General features: G+C 38.3%; 15 protein-coding genes and 1 pseudogene. 5 read left to right on the plus strand and 11 right to left on the minus strand.

The window, feature by feature from the left end:
• Positions 1–49 precede the first annotated feature (49 nt).
• Genes AC1UFB_RS07110 through AC1UFB_RS07120 form a run of 3 tightly spaced genes read right to left on the minus strand, consistent with a single transcriptional unit; the run spans position 50 to position 5,431 of the window.
• Positions 50–1,834, minus strand: a complete 1,785-nt coding sequence (locus AC1UFB_RS07110) for an acyl-CoA dehydrogenase family protein (protein ID WP_061785065.1) — start codon at positions 1,832–1,834, stop codon at positions 50–52.
• 21 nt (positions 1,835–1,855) lie between these two features.
• Positions 1,856–3,034: an acetyl-CoA C-acetyltransferase gene (locus AC1UFB_RS07115; protein ID WP_061785066.1), complete on the minus strand. Its 1,179-nt coding sequence runs from the start codon at positions 3,032–3,034 to the stop codon at positions 1,856–1,858.
• 12 nt (positions 3,035–3,046) lie between these two features.
• Positions 3,047–5,431: a 3-hydroxyacyl-CoA dehydrogenase/enoyl-CoA hydratase family protein gene (locus AC1UFB_RS07120; protein ID WP_025909447.1), complete on the minus strand. Its 2,385-nt coding sequence runs from the start codon at positions 5,429–5,431 to the stop codon at positions 3,047–3,049.
• 181 nt (positions 5,432–5,612) lie between these two features.
• Between AC1UFB_RS07120 and AC1UFB_RS07125 the strand changes: the two genes are divergently transcribed.
• Positions 5,613–5,762 carry a YuzL family protein gene (locus AC1UFB_RS07125; protein WP_076512331.1) on the plus strand — a complete coding sequence of 50 codons (150 nt, stop codon included), beginning with the start codon at positions 5,613–5,615 and terminating at the stop codon, positions 5,760–5,762.
• A gap of 51 nt (positions 5,763–5,813) precedes the next feature.
• On the opposite strand, the gene AC1UFB_RS07130 is transcribed toward AC1UFB_RS07125, so the two are convergent.
• The 6 genes from AC1UFB_RS07130 to AC1UFB_RS07155 form a co-directional block, all read right to left on the minus strand.
• Positions 5,814–6,731, minus strand: coding sequence for a proline dehydrogenase family protein (locus AC1UFB_RS07130; RefSeq protein WP_100346639.1), 918 nt, complete (start codon positions 6,729–6,731; stop codon positions 5,814–5,816).
• Positions 6,732–7,096: 365 nt separating this feature from the next.
• Positions 7,097–7,345: a DUF2573 family protein gene (locus tag AC1UFB_RS07135; RefSeq protein ID WP_025909449.1), complete on the minus strand. Its 249-nt coding sequence runs from the start codon at positions 7,343–7,345 to the stop codon at positions 7,097–7,099.
• Positions 7,338–8,075, minus strand: a complete 738-nt coding sequence (locus AC1UFB_RS07140) for an IucA/IucC family C-terminal-domain containing protein (RefSeq protein ID WP_482588873.1) — start codon at positions 8,073–8,075, stop codon at positions 7,338–7,340. The genes AC1UFB_RS07135 and AC1UFB_RS07140 overlap by 8 nt, the downstream gene beginning before the upstream one ends.
• Entirely contained in the window at positions 8,068–8,892 is an 825-nt protein-coding gene (locus AC1UFB_RS07145; RefSeq protein WP_100346637.1) for an ABC transporter ATP-binding protein, read from the minus strand. The genes AC1UFB_RS07140 and AC1UFB_RS07145 overlap by 8 nt, the downstream gene beginning before the upstream one ends.
• A gap of 31 nt (positions 8,893–8,923) precedes the next feature.
• A complete protein-coding gene (locus tag AC1UFB_RS07150) occupies positions 8,924–9,973 on the minus strand; it encodes a FecCD family ABC transporter permease (protein WP_482588875.1) in 1,050 nt (349 codons plus the stop codon).
• Complete coding sequence (locus AC1UFB_RS07155; protein ID WP_061786632.1) at positions 9,970–10,971, minus strand: FecCD family ABC transporter permease; 1,002 nt, start codon at positions 10,969–10,971, stop codon at positions 9,970–9,972. The genes AC1UFB_RS07150 and AC1UFB_RS07155 overlap by 4 nt, the downstream gene beginning before the upstream one ends.
• Before the next feature lie 183 nt (positions 10,972–11,154).
• Here AC1UFB_RS07155 and AC1UFB_RS07160 point away from each other — a divergent pair, with 183 nt between their 5' ends.
• The 3 genes from AC1UFB_RS07160 to AC1UFB_RS07170 all read left to right on the plus strand — a co-directional run bounded on the left by AC1UFB_RS07160 (position 11,155) and on the right by AC1UFB_RS07170 (position 13,763).
• Positions 11,155–12,129: an ABC transporter substrate-binding protein gene (locus AC1UFB_RS07160; RefSeq protein WP_482588878.1), complete on the plus strand. Its 975-nt coding sequence runs from the start codon at positions 11,155–11,157 to the stop codon at positions 12,127–12,129.
• Between the two features lie 107 nt (positions 12,130–12,236).
• Positions 12,237–12,416 carry a YozQ family protein gene (locus tag AC1UFB_RS07165; RefSeq protein WP_025907485.1) on the plus strand — a complete coding sequence of 60 codons (180 nt, stop codon included), beginning with the start codon at positions 12,237–12,239 and terminating at the stop codon, positions 12,414–12,416.
• A 144-nt stretch (positions 12,417–12,560) separates the two neighbouring features.
• Positions 12,561–13,763, plus strand: coding sequence for an MFS transporter (locus AC1UFB_RS07170; protein WP_061785938.1), 1,203 nt, complete (start codon positions 12,561–12,563; stop codon positions 13,761–13,763).
• A 37-nt stretch (positions 13,764–13,800) separates the two neighbouring features.
• Here AC1UFB_RS07170 and AC1UFB_RS07175 read toward each other — a convergent pair whose 3' ends face one another.
• A complete protein-coding gene (locus tag AC1UFB_RS07175) occupies positions 13,801–14,520 on the minus strand; it encodes a YebC/PmpR family DNA-binding transcriptional regulator (protein ID WP_035319819.1) in 720 nt (239 codons plus the stop codon).
• A 322-nt stretch (positions 14,521–14,842) separates the two neighbouring features.
• On the opposite strand from AC1UFB_RS07175, the pseudogene AC1UFB_RS07180 reads away from it, so the two are divergent.
• Positions 14,843–16,115, plus strand: a pseudogene (locus tag AC1UFB_RS07180) (cytochrome P450); the annotation flags it as partial.
• 349 nt (positions 16,116–16,464) lie between these two features.
• On the opposite strand, the gene AC1UFB_RS07185 reads toward AC1UFB_RS07180, so the two are convergent.
• On the minus strand, positions 16,465–18,708 hold the full coding sequence (locus AC1UFB_RS07185) for a TOTE conflict system archaeo-eukaryotic primase domain-containing protein (RefSeq protein WP_482588881.1): 2,244 nt from the start codon (positions 18,706–18,708) through the stop codon (positions 16,465–16,467).
• Positions 18,709–18,795: the final 87 nt, after the last annotated feature.

The raw sequence follows: 18,795 nt of genomic DNA on the forward strand, positions 1-18,795 counted from the left end.
GAATACTCATACTTTCCCTTTACACAGCTCTCTATTACATACTTTAAAATTACACAATAAAGCGCTCTTCTTCCAATACAACCTTTGCAATTTCTCGCTTAACAACAATAACGTTGACCGGCGTGTGACGAGTTAGCTTTCGTAATGACGAGAGCATCATACGTAGCGTATCTCCTTCTTCTACAGCAATAAGCGTTTCTTTTGCATCCGCTTCAATTTTATTAAATGCTTCTTGGCAGAATACTTTTGTATAGTTGACTTTAAGCTGATTTTTTTCTTCTCCATTTTTCAAAATTGCTTTTTCCGTACGTAATACAGCAGATTCCATTGCATATACGTTGCTGATCATGTCAGAAATATTAACTAACACCTCTTGTTCACCCTCAAGTTTTTTACCATACTTTTGAGCTGCTAGACCAAGTAGTAATAGCGCAATTTTTTTACCATTACGAACTAATAGTTTAGATTGATCTAATGCGCCTTCTCCAGCTTCTTCAGGCATTAGCATCATAAGCTCTTCCTGTAGTGACTGAGCTTTTTGTAACAATGGAAGCTCACCTTTTAAGGCTTTGCGTAAGTACGTTCCTGGCACCAATAAACGATTGATTTCATTTGTTCCTTCAAAAATACGGTTGATTCGAGAATCACGGTACAAGCGCTCAATTTCATATTCGCTCATAAAGCCATAGCCACCATGAAGCTGAACTCCCTCGTCTACTAAATAATCTAGCACTTCCGTTGCAAATACTTTATTTAACGAACACTCAATGGCATACTCTGCAATTGAGGCAGCAATTTCTTTTCCATCTTTTTGTTGCTCTTCCGATAGCTGACCCATTCTGTCTTCAAAGAGACCAACCGTACGATAAACAGAGCTTTCAGAAGCATATAATTTCGATGCCATGGTTGCAATCTTTTCTTGTGTTAACGAAAATTTTGCAATCGGTGTCTTAAACTGTTGGCGTTGATTCACGTATTCAGAAGTTAATTCTATCGCACGCTTACCAGCTCCTACTGCCCCTACACCTAGCTTATAGCGACCGATATTTAAGATATTAAACGCGATGATATGACCTTTTCCAATTTGTCCAAGTACGTTTTCTTTTGGTACATGTGCATCTTCTAAAATAAGGGTACGCGTTGAAGAGCTCTTAATACCCATTTTCTTTTCTTCAGGACCAACAGATACACCCGCATAGTCACGTTCAACGATAAACGCTGAGAACTGCTCTCCATCTATTTTCGCATACACAACAAATACATCAGCAAAACCAGCGTTTGTAATCCATTGTTTTTCACCATTTAACACGTAGTGAGTACCTTCTGCATTTAGACGAGCGACTGTTTTCGCTCCCAATGCATCTGAACCTGATCCTGGCTCTGTTAACGCATACGCGGCAATCTTACCTCCAGTTGCTAAATCTGGTAGATACTTTTGCTTTTGCTCCTCTGTTCCGAACAACACAATCGGAAGAGAACCGATTCCAACATGTGCACCGTGTGTGATAGAAAATCCGCCTGCACGCGACATTTTTTCAGCAATTAATGCCGATGCAATCTTATCTAATCCAAGACCTCCATACTCTTCTGGAACATCAGCTCCTAGTAATCCAAGGTCACCGGCTTGCTTTAATAGCTTTACTGAGCGATCAAACTCATGCTTTTCTAAAAATTCTACTTGCGGTATTACTTCGTTCTCAACGTATTCATCCGTTGTTTTGGCAATCATTTTATGTTCGCTTGTGAAATCCTCTGGTGTATATACTCGCTCTGCTGAAAGATCGTTAATTAAAAAGCTACCACCTTTAATTGTTTGTTCCGTTTGGTTTGCCATCTCCATATCCCCCTTATTTCATTAAGCTAATAATTCAAATACACCAGCAGCGCCCATCCCGCCACCAATACACATCGTTACAACGCCAAATTGTTCATTTCTTCTCTTCATTTCATGCAATAAACTGAGCGTTAATTTTGTACCGGTGCAGCCAAGTGGATGGCCCAGAGCAATTGCTCCACCGTTAACATTCACACGATCTTCGTCAATGTTCAATTCACGAATAACCCCTAACGCTTGAGATGCAAAGGCCTCGTTTAACTCAAATAGTCCAATATCTGAAAGTTCAAGTCCCGCTAGCTTTAATGCTTTTGGAATAGCTGCTATTGGACCAATCCCCATCACTTCTGGTGGAACGCCACCAACTGCAAACGAACGAAACTTTGCTAGCGGACGCAAACCTTCTGCATCTGCTTGTTCACGATCCATTAGCATTACGGTAGCAGCTCCATCACTTGTTTGCGATGAATTCCCTGCCGTTACCGAACCCGTCATAGAAAATGCAGGTCGTAACTTGCTTAAAATTGCTGCTGTTGTCCCTTCACGCACTCCTTCATCTTGTGAAAAAACAACCTTATTTTCTTCCATTTTATTTTGACTATTTAACCTTCTCATCGTCACTTCAACAGGTACAATTTCATCTTTAAACTTGCCTTCTTGAAGAGCTTTAGCTGCTTTTTGATGACTTCTTACAGCAAATGCATCTTGGTCTTCACGTGAAATGCCATATTTCAGCGCAACTTGCTCAGCTGTATGCCCCATTCCCATGTAATATTCAGGTGCATTTTCTACCAGCTGTACATTCGGGCGAGCCACATTTCCAAACATCGGAACCATGCTCATAGACTCGGCTCCTCCAGCCAATACCGTCTTGGCCTGCCCTAACATAATGCGCTCTGCTCCATAGGCAATACTCTGTAACCCTGAAGAGCAATAACGATTGATTGTAATCGCTGGAACGGTATATGGAAGTCCCGCTAACGCTCCGATATTACGAGCCATGTTCAAGCCTTGTTCGGCTTCTGGCATGGCACAGCCAATAATTAAATCGTCAATTGGTCCTTCATAGCCTCCTGCTCTTCTCAGCGTTTCCTTTACCGTAATTGCACCTAAATCATCAGGACGAACCGTAGCAAGCGTCCCTTTTTTCGCTTTTCCAACCGGTGTTCTAGCACCAGCTACAATTACCGCTTCTCTCATTCCTTCTCCCCCTTAGTTACGCAATGGTTTCCCTTTTACTAGCATATGTTGCATACGTTGTTGAGACTTCATCTCTCCCACTAAGCTCAAGAATGCTTCTCTCTCTAAATCTAGTAAATAATCTTCGTCTACTTTTGTTCCATAAGGTACGCGTCCGCCAGCAATAACAAACGCTAATTTCTTCGCAATTTCATAATCATGATCAGAAATGAAGCCTGAATACTTCATTGATTGAGCTCCTAACAATAAAGTTGCATATCCCGTTTCACCAACGACCGGCACTTTTTCACGAATCGGTGGCTTATAACCGGCCTGAGATAATGACAGAACAGACTGCTTTGCTTCATGAAGCAAATGGTCTTGGTTTGAGGTGATGCCATCTTGGTGATTTAAGAAATTTAGCTCTCTTGCATGAAGAGCAGAACTAGAGACTTTAGCTGTGGCAATCGTTTCAAACGTTTTATTTGCAATTTGCTGCAAATCTAAGGTCACATCATTTGGAAGACCTTTTAACTGCTTTAAGTAAAGCTCTTTGTTTCCACCTCCACCTGGAATTAAGCCAACTCCGACTTCAACTAACCCCATATATGTTTCAGCAGATGCCTGAACTTTAGCAGTTGGTAAACAAATCTCTGTTCCTCCGCCAAGCGTCATCGCAAACGGTGCTGCAACGACAGGTTTTTCATTATATTTTACTTTCATCATCGCCTGTTGGAACTGACGAATAACAAATTCAATTTCAAAGAAATTATCGTCTTGAGCTTCCATTAAAATCATGGCTAGATTCGCACCCACGCAGAAGTTTTTACTTTGATTTCCAATCACTAGACCTCTGTAATTCCGATTCACTTCCTCTAATGATTCATTTAGCAGCTGAATAATATCTAGACCAATAGCATTGTTTGGTGATGTGAACTGCAAGCACGCCACATCATCTCCTAAATCAATTAAACTCGCACCACTATTCTTTTTAATGACTTTATCTTGCGCTTTTAATGCTGATAGATGGACAATTTTTTTGTTTTCCACAACTGGTTTATATTCGTTTCGATCATAATAAATTTTCTGTCCATCTAGCTCTTTATAAAATGCAGAAAATCCGCTTTCCTTCATTTCCTTGATCCAGTCAGGCATTTCTAACCCTTCGGTCTCCATTTTTTCAATCGCAGAGGTGAATCCAATTGCATCCCATGTTTCAAATGGACCATAATCCCAGCCAAATCCCCACTTCATCGCTTGATCAATAGCCACAATATCATCTGCAATTTCATCTTTTAACTGGGCTGAATAAAGTAAGACTGGGCTAATGATTTTCCATAAGAAGGACCCAGCACGGTCATCCGAATATAGAAGCGCTTTCATTTTATTGGAGAATCCTTTTGTTTGTTTACTTAATTCAACAGACGCTGTTCTAAGTTTTTTACGCTCTTCATACTGTAAAGTATCTGGATTTAACTCTAGAATTTCTTTGCCTTTTTTCAAGAAGAATCCTTGACCAGACTTACTTCCCAGCCAGCCGTTTTGCTGCATTATTTTCATAAATGCAGGAATGTTAAAAACCTCTTTTTCTTTTCCATCCACTTTATCGTAGACGTTATTAGCCACATGAATAAACGTATCAAGTCCTACAACGTCAAGCGTTCGGAACGTAGCGCTTTTAGGTCTTCCAATGAGTGGTCCCGTAATGGAGTCAACTTCACCAACGCTATAGCCACCTTTAAGCATTTCTTGAACTGTTACCAGCAAACCATAGGTTCCAATTCGATTTGCAATAAAATTAGGCGTATCTTTTGCAAGGACAACGCCTTTTCCAAGAATGTTTTCACCAAAATCCTTTATATATTGAACAACTTCTTCTTTTGTATCTTCAGTAGGAATAACTTCTAATAACTTTAAATAACGCGGTGGATTAAAGAAATGTGTTCCTAAGAAGTGCGTTTTAAAATCATCAGATCGACCGCTTGCCATTGCTTCAATTGAAATACCTGAAGTGTTTGAACTTATAATAGTTCCTGGCTTCCTTACCGCATCAACTTTTTCAAAGAGCTGTTGTTTTACATCTAATCGTTCAACCACCACTTCAATGATCCAGTCACAATCGCTCAGCTTTTCAAGGTCATCTTCTAAATTTCCTGCCTGAATGAAAGCCACTCGTGATTTGGCCATTAAAGGAGCAGGCTTCTGCTTAGCTAAATTTTTTAATGCCGTTAAGCTCATTCGATTACGTACCTGTGGACTTTCTAGCGTCAGTCCACTTTTGGTTTCTTCCGGATTTAATTCACTGGGCACAATATCCAATAGCAAGGTTTCGATTCCCGCGTTTGCTAAGTGTGCTGCAATGCCAGATCCCATTACCCCTGAGCCAATTACAGCTGCCTTCTTAATTTTAAAGCTCATTCTTACATCCCCCTCTATACATTGAATGAATAGTCATTCATTTTATAATTAAAAAAAAGAGAGCTACTTTTAATCTCTGATATTACTATAAAACATTTTTTAAATTTTCGCAATATACGAACATAATTATTTACAACTATTTTTTATTTCTTTGGTTATATTAAATCCAGGAGGTGATACCATGTCACGCTTAAAAAAAGATCCTTCATCAGCAGGTGTAAGCGCAGCTAGCGTTAAAGGAAATGCTGGCCCAACACAAGAAGTGCATAATCACGGTAAAAAAACATCTCAAAATCAACAATATGGAAAACAAAATATGCAGGATAATTAAGCTATAGATCGAACAAGGAGGTATCGTCTTGTTCGATCTTTTTCATGAATATTATTTTTTCACAATGCCCTTTAAAATAAAAGCTACATTCGCTGGACGCTCAGCTAGCCTTCTCATAAAATATCCGTACCAATCCTTCCCGTACGGTACATATACACGCATCGTATATCCTTCTTTCCTTAACTGCTTTTGACGCTCGGGTCGAATACCAAACAACATTTGAAACTCAAATTGATCACGCGGAATATCATGAATGACTGCTAACTTCTTTGTATACTCAATAATTTGATCATCATGCGTTGCAATTGCTGTATAGTGACCATTAAGCAAGTGTAATTTAATGAGATTCTTAAAACTATCATCTACATCAATTTTATCTGGAAAGGCAACGGCCGCTGATTCCTTATATGCTCCTTTTACTAGTCTTAGGTTTGGAGCGTATCCACTCAGGGTTTTAATATCCTGCTCTGTTCGATATAAGTATGCTTGAAGCACCGTACCAACATTATCGTAGCGCTTTTTAAGTTCTTTAAAAATATTAATGGTCTTTCCGCAGCGGTCGTAATCTTCCATATCAATTGTAATGAATACATTATATTGTTTTGCTTCCTTCAAGATGTATTCCATGTTTTTCATCACTAACTCTGTGGAAATATCTAAGCCCATTGATGTTAACTTTAATGAAAGCTGAGAGCTAAGCTTCTCTTGGTGAATGCGTCGAATTGCTTGGATACAATGTTCCGTCATATAACCAGCCTCTTCTTCCGTTGTAACAAATTCACCCAAGTGATCAATTGTAACATCCAGCCCTTGGTCATTTAGTTCACGCACTACGTCTACTGCTCCGTCAATTGTCTCACCTGCTACAAAACGCGCGGCTCCAAAGCGTAAGCCATAATGCTTCGCTAACTTTGTTAACATTTTATTTTGAGATAAAAATAAAAAAAAGTTGCGCATCGTTTGTTCCATAGCATTCCCCCCGATTTTTTATCTTCTGAGCTTATATTAAAGCTTCCACCCTTCACCGAGCCGTTTAATATAGCAGTTATTATACATTTTAACATTTTTTTTGAAAATAGAGATACATTCAACTAGCAACTTGTCGTCTTTTCTTTACTAGTATATGTACCTTATTTTTGTCCGGTTCTGCAATTTATTTAGACAAAAAAGAGGATGGGACATAACAAAACAAATTTCCCAAAAGAAGAACGTTCTATTCCACTCTGTTTCCAACATTGTTTTCACAATCAACAAAAAACCTAAACGATTAAAAATGAGGAACTCTCAATCGTTTAGGTTTATCATTGACTGAATTACTTATGTCCCAGCCTCTTTTAGCTTTTGCTTTCACGAAGCTCTTCGTTTAAGCTTTTTATTTCTTTAATTAGTTCGACCATCTCTTGCTTAGCCTCAGGATATTGATGATTCCAATGCTTAATTAACGGTGGCATTGACTTTGAAATATATGTATACAAAGCCCACTTCTCAATCTTATCCTTTAAATCTGGATTTGTTTCTCCCACCATGAGCTCCGTATATTTTTCTAGAAGTGCATCAAACTTCTCGTTAAATTCTTTATCCATAAATTGGCGCCTCCTTGTCTTGTGCTCGACATAAAATGGGACAGCTTTTACAATACTTCTTCTTTCCAGCCAGCTGATAGGATAGACAGCACGTTTGACGACTTTTTGCTCTTGTATAGCACCTTAAAGGGTTGACTTCATATTGACCAAACTGATTACCCGCTGCTTCATAGAAAAGATAAGTAAAGTCATCTTCTAACTGAAGCTGATTGACGTTATTATCTTTTTTTAATTGGTCATATAGCCAAAGTAGGTACACGGCAATGTTTTCCCACAGCACCCTTTTTGAAATACCTGTATATTGATTAAGTGGATTCCAGATTGACTCAAATCCTTCAGACAAAAGTTCAGTCACTATTTCTTTTCGTTCTTCGTTTCGATTCGCTACGTCAACTTGAGTAATGGCTTGTTCCGGGTAATAGACTTGAGGTAACCATAACCCATCATCTTCACACTCTGCTTGTAAAGAAAGGCGCTGCACGTCGACTCTTTTTTGACATACTGAAAAGGCATATAAGCAGCCTGCTGCTACAAACCCTAATCTTTTTGCAAAAATAGAAGCGACCACTCTTAAGTTGGGCGCTTCTATCTTGTCTTGAATAAAAGAGAGAGCACTCTCTATCTTCCGCTCATCAGCAAGATCTGCTATCTTCATCTCATAGGCTGACGTTTGTATAAAAGTAGCTCTAAACTTCTCTGCTAACGCTTGCTGTTCTTTTTTATTAAGCATGCTGGAGTTCAGCTCCAACCTTTTGAACCACACATCTTCCTCTGCCGTGCGGAATACAAAGCGGTGTCCCAAAAAGCGGGTCAACTGTTACTTCACAATTCATATTAAACACATTACGAACCAGCTGACACGTAATCACTTCTTCAGGTTTTCCCTGCGCATAAATTTGTTTGTCCTGAAGTGCTACAATATGGTGAGCATAACGACATGCTAAATTTAAATCATGTAAAACCATTACGATTGTTCGCTGTTCTTTTTCATTTAGTTCAAACAGCAAATCAAGGATTTCAATTTGATGAGTCATATCCAAATACGTTGTTGGTTCGTCAAGTAAGATAATATCCGTATCTTGAGCAAGAGTCATAGCAATCCAAGCACGCTGCCTTTGCCCTCCAGATAAAGAGTCTACCTGCCAATCAGCTAAATCACTTAGCCCTGTCGATTCTAGCGCTTTTTGAACCTTTTCTTCGTCTTCTTTCGACCATTGGCGAAACCAATTTTGATAAGGGTAACGCCCCTGCTTCACAAGCTGTAAAACAGTAAGACCCTCAGGTGCTACCGGTCCTTGGGGTAGGATAGCTAATTGCTTAGCAATTTCTTTTGTTGGCAAAGATGATATTTTAGATCCTTCTAACAGAACCGAACCTGTTTGCGGCTTTAAAAGCCGAGCAAGTGAGCGTAACAGCGTTGACTTCCCACAGCCGTTACTTCCGATAAAAACCGTAATCTCTCCTTTAGGAATCTTCAAATCTAATTCATTGATAATCATTGTTTCTCCATACGACAAGCTTAACGACTTTGTTTCTAATGAATGCATGACTTTCACTCCTTTTTTGAAAAGATTAAGTTTAGACGTTACGCTGCTTATATAACAAGTAGATAAAATATGGTGCTCCAATTGCTGCTGTGAAAACACCTGCTGGTATTTCAAGCGGTAAAAAGAACGTTCTTCCTACTAAATCTGCAGCCACAATTAAAATTGCACCAATCAGTGCCGATAATGGAAGCAATACTCCAAACGACGAGCCAACGAGGCGGCGAGCAATATGAGGTGCTAATAGCCCAACAAAGCTAATACCTCCAGCAAACGCGACGGCGGTACCCGTTAGTGCCGTACTCATTACAAGCAGCATTAAGCGGTTTTTTTGAACATGACTTCCCACATTAATAGCAACTTCTTCACCCAGCTCTTGAATATTCAGGTTACGAACCATAACCAATGCAATAATGATTAAAATAACAGTAATTGGCGCAATCGTATATACATTTGTCCAGTTTGATCCATATACGCTACCAGTAATCCAAATATTCGCTTGGCTCGCTTGATAAATTGGACCCATAATCATAAATAAGGTTGTCATTGCCTTGGTCAAAGCGGTTAAGCCGATGCCAATCAGTACTAAGGTAATCGGTGATACTCCGTTTCGCCAAGCGAAAATATAAAGCAAGATTGCTACAATTAAAGCGCCTAAAAATGCGCTAAGCGGCAGCCATTGAATGCTAACTGTTAGGGAGTTTTTCTCGTCGCTAAATAATGCTAAAAATAAAACGACTCCAACAGAAGCTCCTCCCGTTAAACCAATTAAGTCTGGTGATGCCAAAGGATTACGAACAAGACTTTGAAGAATGGCTCCTGCTGCCGCTAAGCAAATGCCTGCACAAATAGCGACAAGAATACGAGGTAACCGAAATGACGTGACCACTAATTTTTCAAACTCAAGGCCCTGCCCAAATAAAATTCCGATAATTTTAAATGGGCCAATGAACAATTCACCCATCCCAGCACTTAATACAAAGAGTGCAAACAGTAACAACGTACAAACTGAAATAATAATTGTAGCTTTTATATTTAGTAAAAAAGAGAGATTTTTTAAACGAATCGGTTGATATTTCTTCATGCTTTAGCGCCCTTTCTTGCTAAATAAATAAAGAATGGGGTTCCAATAAAAGCAGTCATAACGCCAACAGGAATCTCTTCCGGCATAATAACATAGCGAGCTGCAATATCTGCAATTAACAGCAAAATCCCCCCTGCTACTGCGCTATAAGGGAAAATCCAACGATAGTCGTGGCCCACAAACGCTCTTACGATATGAGGAATGATAATACCTACAAAGCTAATAGGGCCTGCAATGGCAACGGCTCCTCCTGCCAAGATGGCAATGAGTATACCTGCTGTTAGTTTGACAGCAACGGTTCGCTGCCCTAAACTTCTCGCCACATCTTCACCCATATTTAAAATATTTATTTTCCCTGCCAGAATAAATGACACGATAATTGCAACAGCAATATAAGGTAGTACGCCATACAACACTTCTAGTTTACGCCCTTGTACTGAACCTGCTAGCCAATACAGTACTTGATCGAGTGCTGTTTCATCCAATACGAGTAAACCTTGTGTTAAAGAAGAAAAAAACGCAGCAATTGCTGCTCCAGCAAGCGTCATTTTTATAGGCGTTAGTCCTTCTTTACCAATCGAGCCTAACAAATACACTGCTACTACGGTTAAAGCCGCTCCAACAAATGCAATCCACGTAAAGGCTTGCAGAGAGTTTACTGAAAAAATCATGATGGCAACCACGATAAAAAAACCTGCTCCAGCATTCACACCAAGAATATCAGGGGAAGCAAGCGGATTTTTCGTTAACGCTTGCATCATTGCGCCTGCAATCCCAAGACATGCACCTACAACAGCACCTATTAGAGCACGTGGTAATCGAACATTTTGTATAACTAAATGTTCGTTTGAACCATCGAACGACTGGAACGCATTTATAGCTGTTTTTATGCTTGTATCTGTATAGCCTAAGACAATGCTTAAACCAATACAAATTAGTAGAAAGATTATACTTAAAATTAAACCAGTTACTCTCATTTGTCTATTTTGCAAAATCATCTTCATTGCTCCTCTAAGGTAGCCTATTTAACTATTACTTTCTTTTAGTTTAGGGAACATTAAAATGAGTGTCAATGACTTTGAGAATCATTTTCAACTTTTTATTGACAGCCTTTAATTTTTGCAATATTATCATAGTTGTAATTGAAAATCATTATCAATCATACATAGGGGGTTCATTAAATGAAAGCGTCTAAAGTGAAATATTTATTCTCACTGATGGCTGTACTGGTTCTTGTTTTCTTAGCAGCTTGCGGTAATTCATCATCTGAAGGTGAAAAAGAAAACAGCGACAGCGCAGCAAAAGATCAGTCTTATACAATTAAACACGCAATGGGTGAAACAAAAATTGACAGAACGCCAAAACGTGTTGTTATTTTGACAAATGAAGGTACGGAAGCACTATTAGCTATGGGTGTTAAGCCAGTCGGAGCAGTAGAGTCTTGGTTAGGAGATCCTTGGTATGACCATATTAAAGACCAAATGGAAGGTGTTAAAAGCGTAGGTACTGAAAGCGAACCTAGTCTTGAAACGATTGCATCTTTAAAGCCAGACTTAATTATTGGTAACAAAATGCGTCAAGAAAAAGTGTATGATCAATTAAGCCAAATCGCACCAACTGTTTTTGCTGAAGAACTAAGAGGCGACTGGAAAGAAAACTTCAAGCTTTACTCAAAAGCAGTAAATAAAGAAGATGAAGGTAAAAAAGTATTAGCTGACTTTGATAACCGAGTGGCTGATTTAAAAGAGAAGCTTGGAGACCAAAAGAAAGAAGAAATTTCAGTTGTACGCTTTACAGCTGGCGATGTACGTATTTATCATAAAGATTCATTTTCTGGTGTAATTCTAGATCAACTTGGCTTTGCTCGTCCTGAATCACAACAGCAGAACGACTTAGCTGAAATGAACGCAACAAAAGAGCGTATTCCAGCGATGGATGGAGATAAATTATTCTACTTCTCATACGAAACTGGTGATGGAGAAGCTACAAAGGTAGCTGAAGAGTGGACCAACGATCCATTGTTTAAAAACTTGAACGTATCAAAAACAGATAGCGTGTATCCTGTAGAAGATGCAATCTGGAATACTGCTGGTGGTGTATTAGCTGCGAATATCATGCTAGATGATATTGAAAAAGTATTTTTATCTGAAAAATAAACAACAGGACAGCCTTTACAGAAAGGCTGTCTTTTTTTGTATATATCTTTCCCTACTCACACAAACTGAGGAAGAAGTTTATTTCACTAAGGAAAGGAAGATACAATATGAATAAAAATGAAAACCAAAAACAAATTAAACCCGTCAATACAAATGATTTAGCAGGACGTCAATTTAAAGCTGCAGACTACAAAAATTCAGATGAAGTATCACAAGGCCTTTCTGAAACGCATGAACAAATGAGCGACACTTACCAAGAAGGTACGATTGAAGACACAAATCGCTAATGCTACAAAGACGCTTATTAGCGTCTTTTTTTCCATTCTCTACCCTCTCACTTTTGCCAAACTCAAAATTACTAGTGACAAAATGTAAAGACAGTTGTAAACTGTTTAAGACTACTGTAAAGACATCTGTTAGAGGAGGACCCTATGAGTAAGAACAATTTGTCTGAACGTCAGCTATTAAACATCGCCGGACTCGGTTGGTTATTCGATGCAATGGACGTAGGCATTCTTTCGTTTATTATTGCAGCTCTACATACAGAATGGAACCTTACACCTAATGAAATGAGCTGGATTGGTAGTGTGAACTCCATCGGCATGGCTGTTGGAGCTCTTGTTTTTGGATTGCTTGCGGATCGAATCGGTCGAAAATGGGTGTTCATTATTACGCTATTACTCTTTTCAATTGCGAGCGGATTGTCTGCTTTATCGACAACTTTATGGATGTTTTTAATTTTACGATTTATTATCGGAATGGGACTAGGCGGAGAGCTTCCTGTTGCTTCAACACTTGTATCAGAGACCGTAGCTCCCGAAAGACGAGGGAAAATCATTGTATTGCTGGAAAGCTTTTGGGCATATGGCTGGTTAGCTGCCGCACTTATTTCATACTTTGTTATCCCAAACTTCGGCTGGCAAATCGCATTATTAATTACCGCTTTACCTGCTTTTTACGCACTTTATTTGCGTATCAAACTTCCAGATTCACCGAAGTTTACACAGTCAATTGCAGAACATAAACCATCCGTTTTAGATAATATTAAGCATGTATGGAGCAAAGACTATCGTAAACCAACAATCATGTTATGGATTCTTTGGTTTTGCGTTGTATTCTCCTACTACGGTATGTTCTTATGGTTACCAAGCGTGATGGTTATAAAAGGATTCAGCTTAATTAAAAGCTTTGAATACGTACTCATTATGACTCTTGCACAACTGCCGGGCTATTATACGGCCGCTTGGTTCATTGAACGAATGGGACGAAAATTTGTACTAATCACCTATCTCATTGGAACGGCTGCAAGCGCATATTTCTTCGGAACTGCAGAGTCTCTCGGCTTACTGCTAGCATCAGGAATGCTTTTGTCGTTCTTTAACTTAGGTGCTTGGGGAGCTTTATATGCGTATACACCGGAGCAATATCCGACAGTTATTCGCGGTACTGGTGCAGGAATGGCTGCTTCCTTTGGCAGAATTGGAGGAATTTTAGGCCCACTGCTTATTGGTTATTTAACAACTAAAGGCGCTTCTCTGACCGTTATATTTACTATTTTCGCAGGAGCTATCTTAATTGGTGTGGCATCGGTTATTTTCTTAGGATCTGAAACAAAACAAAAAGAATTAGCTTAATAAAAAAGGCGTTCCACATGGGAACGTCTTTTTTAAATTATTCACTTAGATCAACGTTATGGTAGACCTGTTGAACATCGTCTAAGTCTTCAAGTGCATCAATCATTTTTTCAAACTGAGCTTTTGCATCCTCAGGTAACGTCACATCGCTCTGAGCTAGCATCACAATTTCTGCCACCGTAAATTCCGTAATACCAGCTTCTTTAAAAGCAGCTTGTACAGCGTGGAACTGATCTGGCTCAGCGTAAACAATCACTGCATCTTCTTCTTCTAAAATATCGCGAGCGTCAACGTCTGCTTCCATTAAAATTTCAAGAACTTCGTCTGATGATTTGCCTTCCAGTCCAATAACAGCAGTTGCATCAAACATATAAGAAACAGATCCACTAACGCCCATATTACCGCCGTTTTTACCAAAAGCAGCGCGAACGTCTGAAGCTGTGCGGTTTACATTGTTTGTTAACGCATCAACAATAACCATTGAACCGTTTGGACCAAAGCCTTCATAACGAAGCTCGTCATAACTTTCTTCTCCGCCACCTTTTGCTTTTTCAATTGCACGGTCAATGATAGCTTTTGGTACGTTATACGTTTTCGCTCGCTCTAAAACAACTTTTAGCGCTTGGTTTGCTTCTGGATCCGGCTCACCTTGTTTTGCTACTACATAAATTTCACGGCCAAATTTAGCATAAATTCGACTTGTTTGAGCATCTTTTGACGCTTTCTTTTCTTTGATATTATTCCACTTACGACCCATATTTTTCACTCTCTTTCGAATGTATATCTAATGTTAAAACATCACTCTGCCACCTTCTATTATACCGCAATTAATTTATTCGGCAATTCTTTCAGCACCATCATCATTCATCTTTACATGATGATAAATAAAAGCTACTACAAAGAATAAGCTCATATACTAAGCTAGAAATCGTCTGATACCCTACCTTCAAAAAGGATATCATCGGGATCGAAAATAATTAAATGATAAAATTATTTACCTATCATATTTTTCGAGAAAAGAATTTTTTTCGACAACTGAATAGTACTTACTCATTACATGTATGAAGGATGATTTTTTTATGAAAACCGAAATACCTCAACCTAAAACATATGGACCTCTTGGCAACGTACCTTTGCTTGACAAAAATAAACCCGTCCTATCGTTAATGAAATTAGCTGAAGAATATGGCCCGATTTTCCGATTACAAGGTCCGACCGGCTCCTCTCTTGTTCTTTCAGGACATGAGCTTGTAAAAGAAGTGTGTGACCAGTGACGTTTTGATAAAAATGCTGAAGGTGCTTTAGCTAAAGTTCGCGCTTTTGGTGGCGATGGTCTCTTTACAAGTTGGACACACGAACCAAACTGGCAAAAGGCACACAATATTTTGGCTCCAACATTTAGGCAACGAGCAATGAAAGATTACCATTCTATGATGACTGATATTGCGGTTCAGCTCGTTCAAAAGTGGGAGCGTTTAAACCCAAATGAAGAAGTTGATGTTCCAGAGGATATGACCAGACTCACATTAGATACAATTGGCTTATGTGGGTTCAACTATCGCTTCAATAGCTTTTATCGCGAAAACTATCACCCTTTTGTAACAAGTATGGTACGTGCTTTAGAAGAAGCCATGCATCAAATGCAACGACTAGATATTCAAGATAAATTAATGGTTCGAACAAAAACAGTTTCAACATGATATCCAAGCGATGTTTTCATTGGTTGATAGTATCATTTCAGAACGCAAAAATGAAAATGGTCAGAACGACAAAGATTTATTGGCGCGCATGCTAAACGTTAAAGATCCTGAGACAGATGACCTGCTAGATGATGAAAACATTCGTTATCAAATTATTACTTTTTTAATTGCAGGTCATGAAACAACGAGTGAATTACTGTCATTTGCCATTTACTACTTAATGAATAATCCTGATAAGTTGGAAAAAGCTTATACAGAAGTCGATACTATTTTGACGGATGATGTACCTTCATATGACCAAGTAGTAAAACTCAAATATATCAAAATGGCGTTAAACGAATCTCTCCGATTATGGCCAACCGCACCTGCTTTCAACCTTTTTGCTAAAGAAGACGCCCTTATTGGAGGCAAATACCCTGTGCAAAAAGAAGGTGAGCGCATTATGGTTTTACTTCCTTCTTTGCATCGTGATAAAAGTACTTGGGGAGATAATGTAGAAGAGTTTATTCCAGAACGGTTTGAAGATCCTAAAAAAGTGCCACATCATGCTTTTAAACCCTTTGGAAATGGGCAGCGAGCATGTATTGGTATGCAGTTTGCGCTTCATGCAACTATTTCGTTCTTTCAAATGGCGATGAAATACATAGCCATAGCATAATCCTTAACAGTTTCAGCTTCTAACCTGAAACAACATAAATAAACTTCAAATAAAAAAGAACCATGAAGCCGCTAGTGCAGCTTCATGGTTCTTTTTATAAGTAAGTGTGACTTAACCCATAAAATTGTATAATAATTACCCATATATCTGCACGAAATAAAATATTTTTTACCTACATTGAATGAAAAAACAACTATAGTAACTCATATATTTGCAGAAAGTTTGTTTATGAACGATAAAACCACTAAAAGTTAATATAGTTAATTGTGTTTCCAATATATAAATGGATGTTCAATAAATAACAGCTATCTATTCAAACGAGGCAGCGTGGGAATACATGAATTTAAAACAGCCTCATCTGTTCAGCACTAGAAGATGGATTATCATCTATTGTATAGCCCATCGTTCGATAGCCTGTTAAGCGTTTTTCATACATTTTCTTTAAAATCGGAACATTGTAATCTACATAGTCATATACTCTAACTTCTTGTTTATTGGCATGGGTTCGATGCAAACGCCCTACATATTGTTGTAAAGTTTCTTTCCAAGATATTGGCATGGCTAAAAACAAGGTATCAAGCCTGGAATAATCGAAGCCTTCTCCAATATATTTTCCTGTAGCAATTACTAGCAACTCTGAATCATCTTGAATTTCTACCAAACGGTGTAATTCTTGCTGACGTTCTTTCTTTTTCATACTACCTGAGAGGATGATAATATTTTTGGCAAATCCTTTAAACCTTCTGTGTAGTTCTTCAACATGTTCAACTCTTTCTGTCAATACTAAAGGCGAACGGCCCTCCTCTAGAACTTGTAATACATCATTAAATAATAGAAGATTTCGTTGTGTATTTGTTGATAGTTCGCTATAAATATCTTGAATCTTCGTCTTTTTTGTAGAAAATGTTGTATGTTTAGGGATAAATCGATGAACAAAAGGTCGGATTTTCGCTTGTACTTTTGCATCATTTTTATAACGAATTGGACCACATTGCATATAAATAATAGGATGGAGACCATCTTTCCGAATAGGTGTTGCAGTTAATCCATGTACATATCTTGCTCTCACATTTTTTAATACTTGTTCAAAACTAAAAGCTGAGATATGATGGCATTCGTCAACGATGATTTGTCCATATTGTGTCACAAGAGCATCAATTTGTCCTTTATGGTTTAAACTTTGAATCGTTGCTACATCAATTATTCCTGTTGATCTATTTTTACCTCCACCTATCTGTCCAATTGATTTTAACGGGATGTCAAAGAAAGTAGAAAGCTGTTCCATCCACTGCTGCATCAACTGCGTGCGATGTACAATGATTAAAGTATTAACTTTCCGAGCAGCTATAAGTGCAGCTGCTGTAACTGTTTTACCAAACCCAGTAGTGGCTGAGAGAATACCGTTATCATGTGTAAGTAACTCAGAAATAGCTTCTTGTTGTTGTGATGTCAATGTGCCATGGAAGGTGACCTCAATTGGATTTCCTTCATATCGTTGATTTGCAGTTCCCACATGAACAGAGTGTTCTTGTAAAAGTTTCTGTAAATCTTCGAAACAACCTCTTGGCAATACGAATTGAGTTGTTTCGTCTACTGTACAATTAATAATTCTTGGTATTCTATGTGTTGACATCCGATTTGCTTGAGCTTTATAAAACTCAGGATTATTAAAAGCTGCTAACCTTGCTATCTTGGTTAGTAAAAAGGAAGAGATCCCCTCTTTCGGAATATGAATTCCATTCTTTAAATCAACGGTCATTTGTTTAGGGAGTATTTGTCCCGATATGTTTTCTCTAATAATAGTGGAATCATCCTGTTTAATTACTTTCTGCACATCTATTTTCGACATTTTCCTAATTGACGAAAGGTATATCCATTGATCTGGATAAGGAGTAAATGTTTCATCTACAAAGATACTATTACTATTTACCCTAGCCTGTTGTTGTAACGGCAATGCAATTAAATTGCCAAATCCTCCTTTGGGCAAGGTATCTTGGTTAGGAAATAAACGGTCATAAGAGTCCATCCCAACTTCATATCGAGTTTCTAATGTCTTAGATAGAAGATTCATTCCAAGTTTTCGCGCAAGAGATGCAGTTATAGATTCTTGAAAGAAAATCCATACATGAGCGCCATTACCAGAGCGAGAACGTTCAATATTGCAAGGGATATGATACTCTTTACAGACTTGTACAAAAGCATAAACATCATCTTTCCAGTTTTGTTTATCAAAATCTATAGCTAAAAACCAACATGTATCATCGTCAAGAAGTGGGTAAAGACCTGCTGTATGTTTTCCACTTAGGTGATCATAAATGACTTGATCTGACAAGTTCATTAAAATTCGATGAGTACAATTGCTACATTTAATCTGAGGTTTTCTACATAACTTTGGATGCCATTCATTTACACAGGAGGGGCTATAGCCAGAGCGTCCACTTTTAGATTCCCACCGTTTCGCAAATACATCATTTCTACCTCTAAATAAGCTTCGAAATAAGTGAACCTTTTCTTCAGGGGAAGATTGATTTGTAATAACTTTATTTATGTCTATTTGATTTTCAGTTTTTTTTTGTTGAATTGTCATCTTTTGTACAAGTTGTTTTATATAAGTTGAATTTATCTTTTACAATCGAATGCACAATCGATCAATAACTTTTCTAGGTGAGTCATT

Source organism: Priestia sp. KCTC 13724, assembly GCF_056820425.1.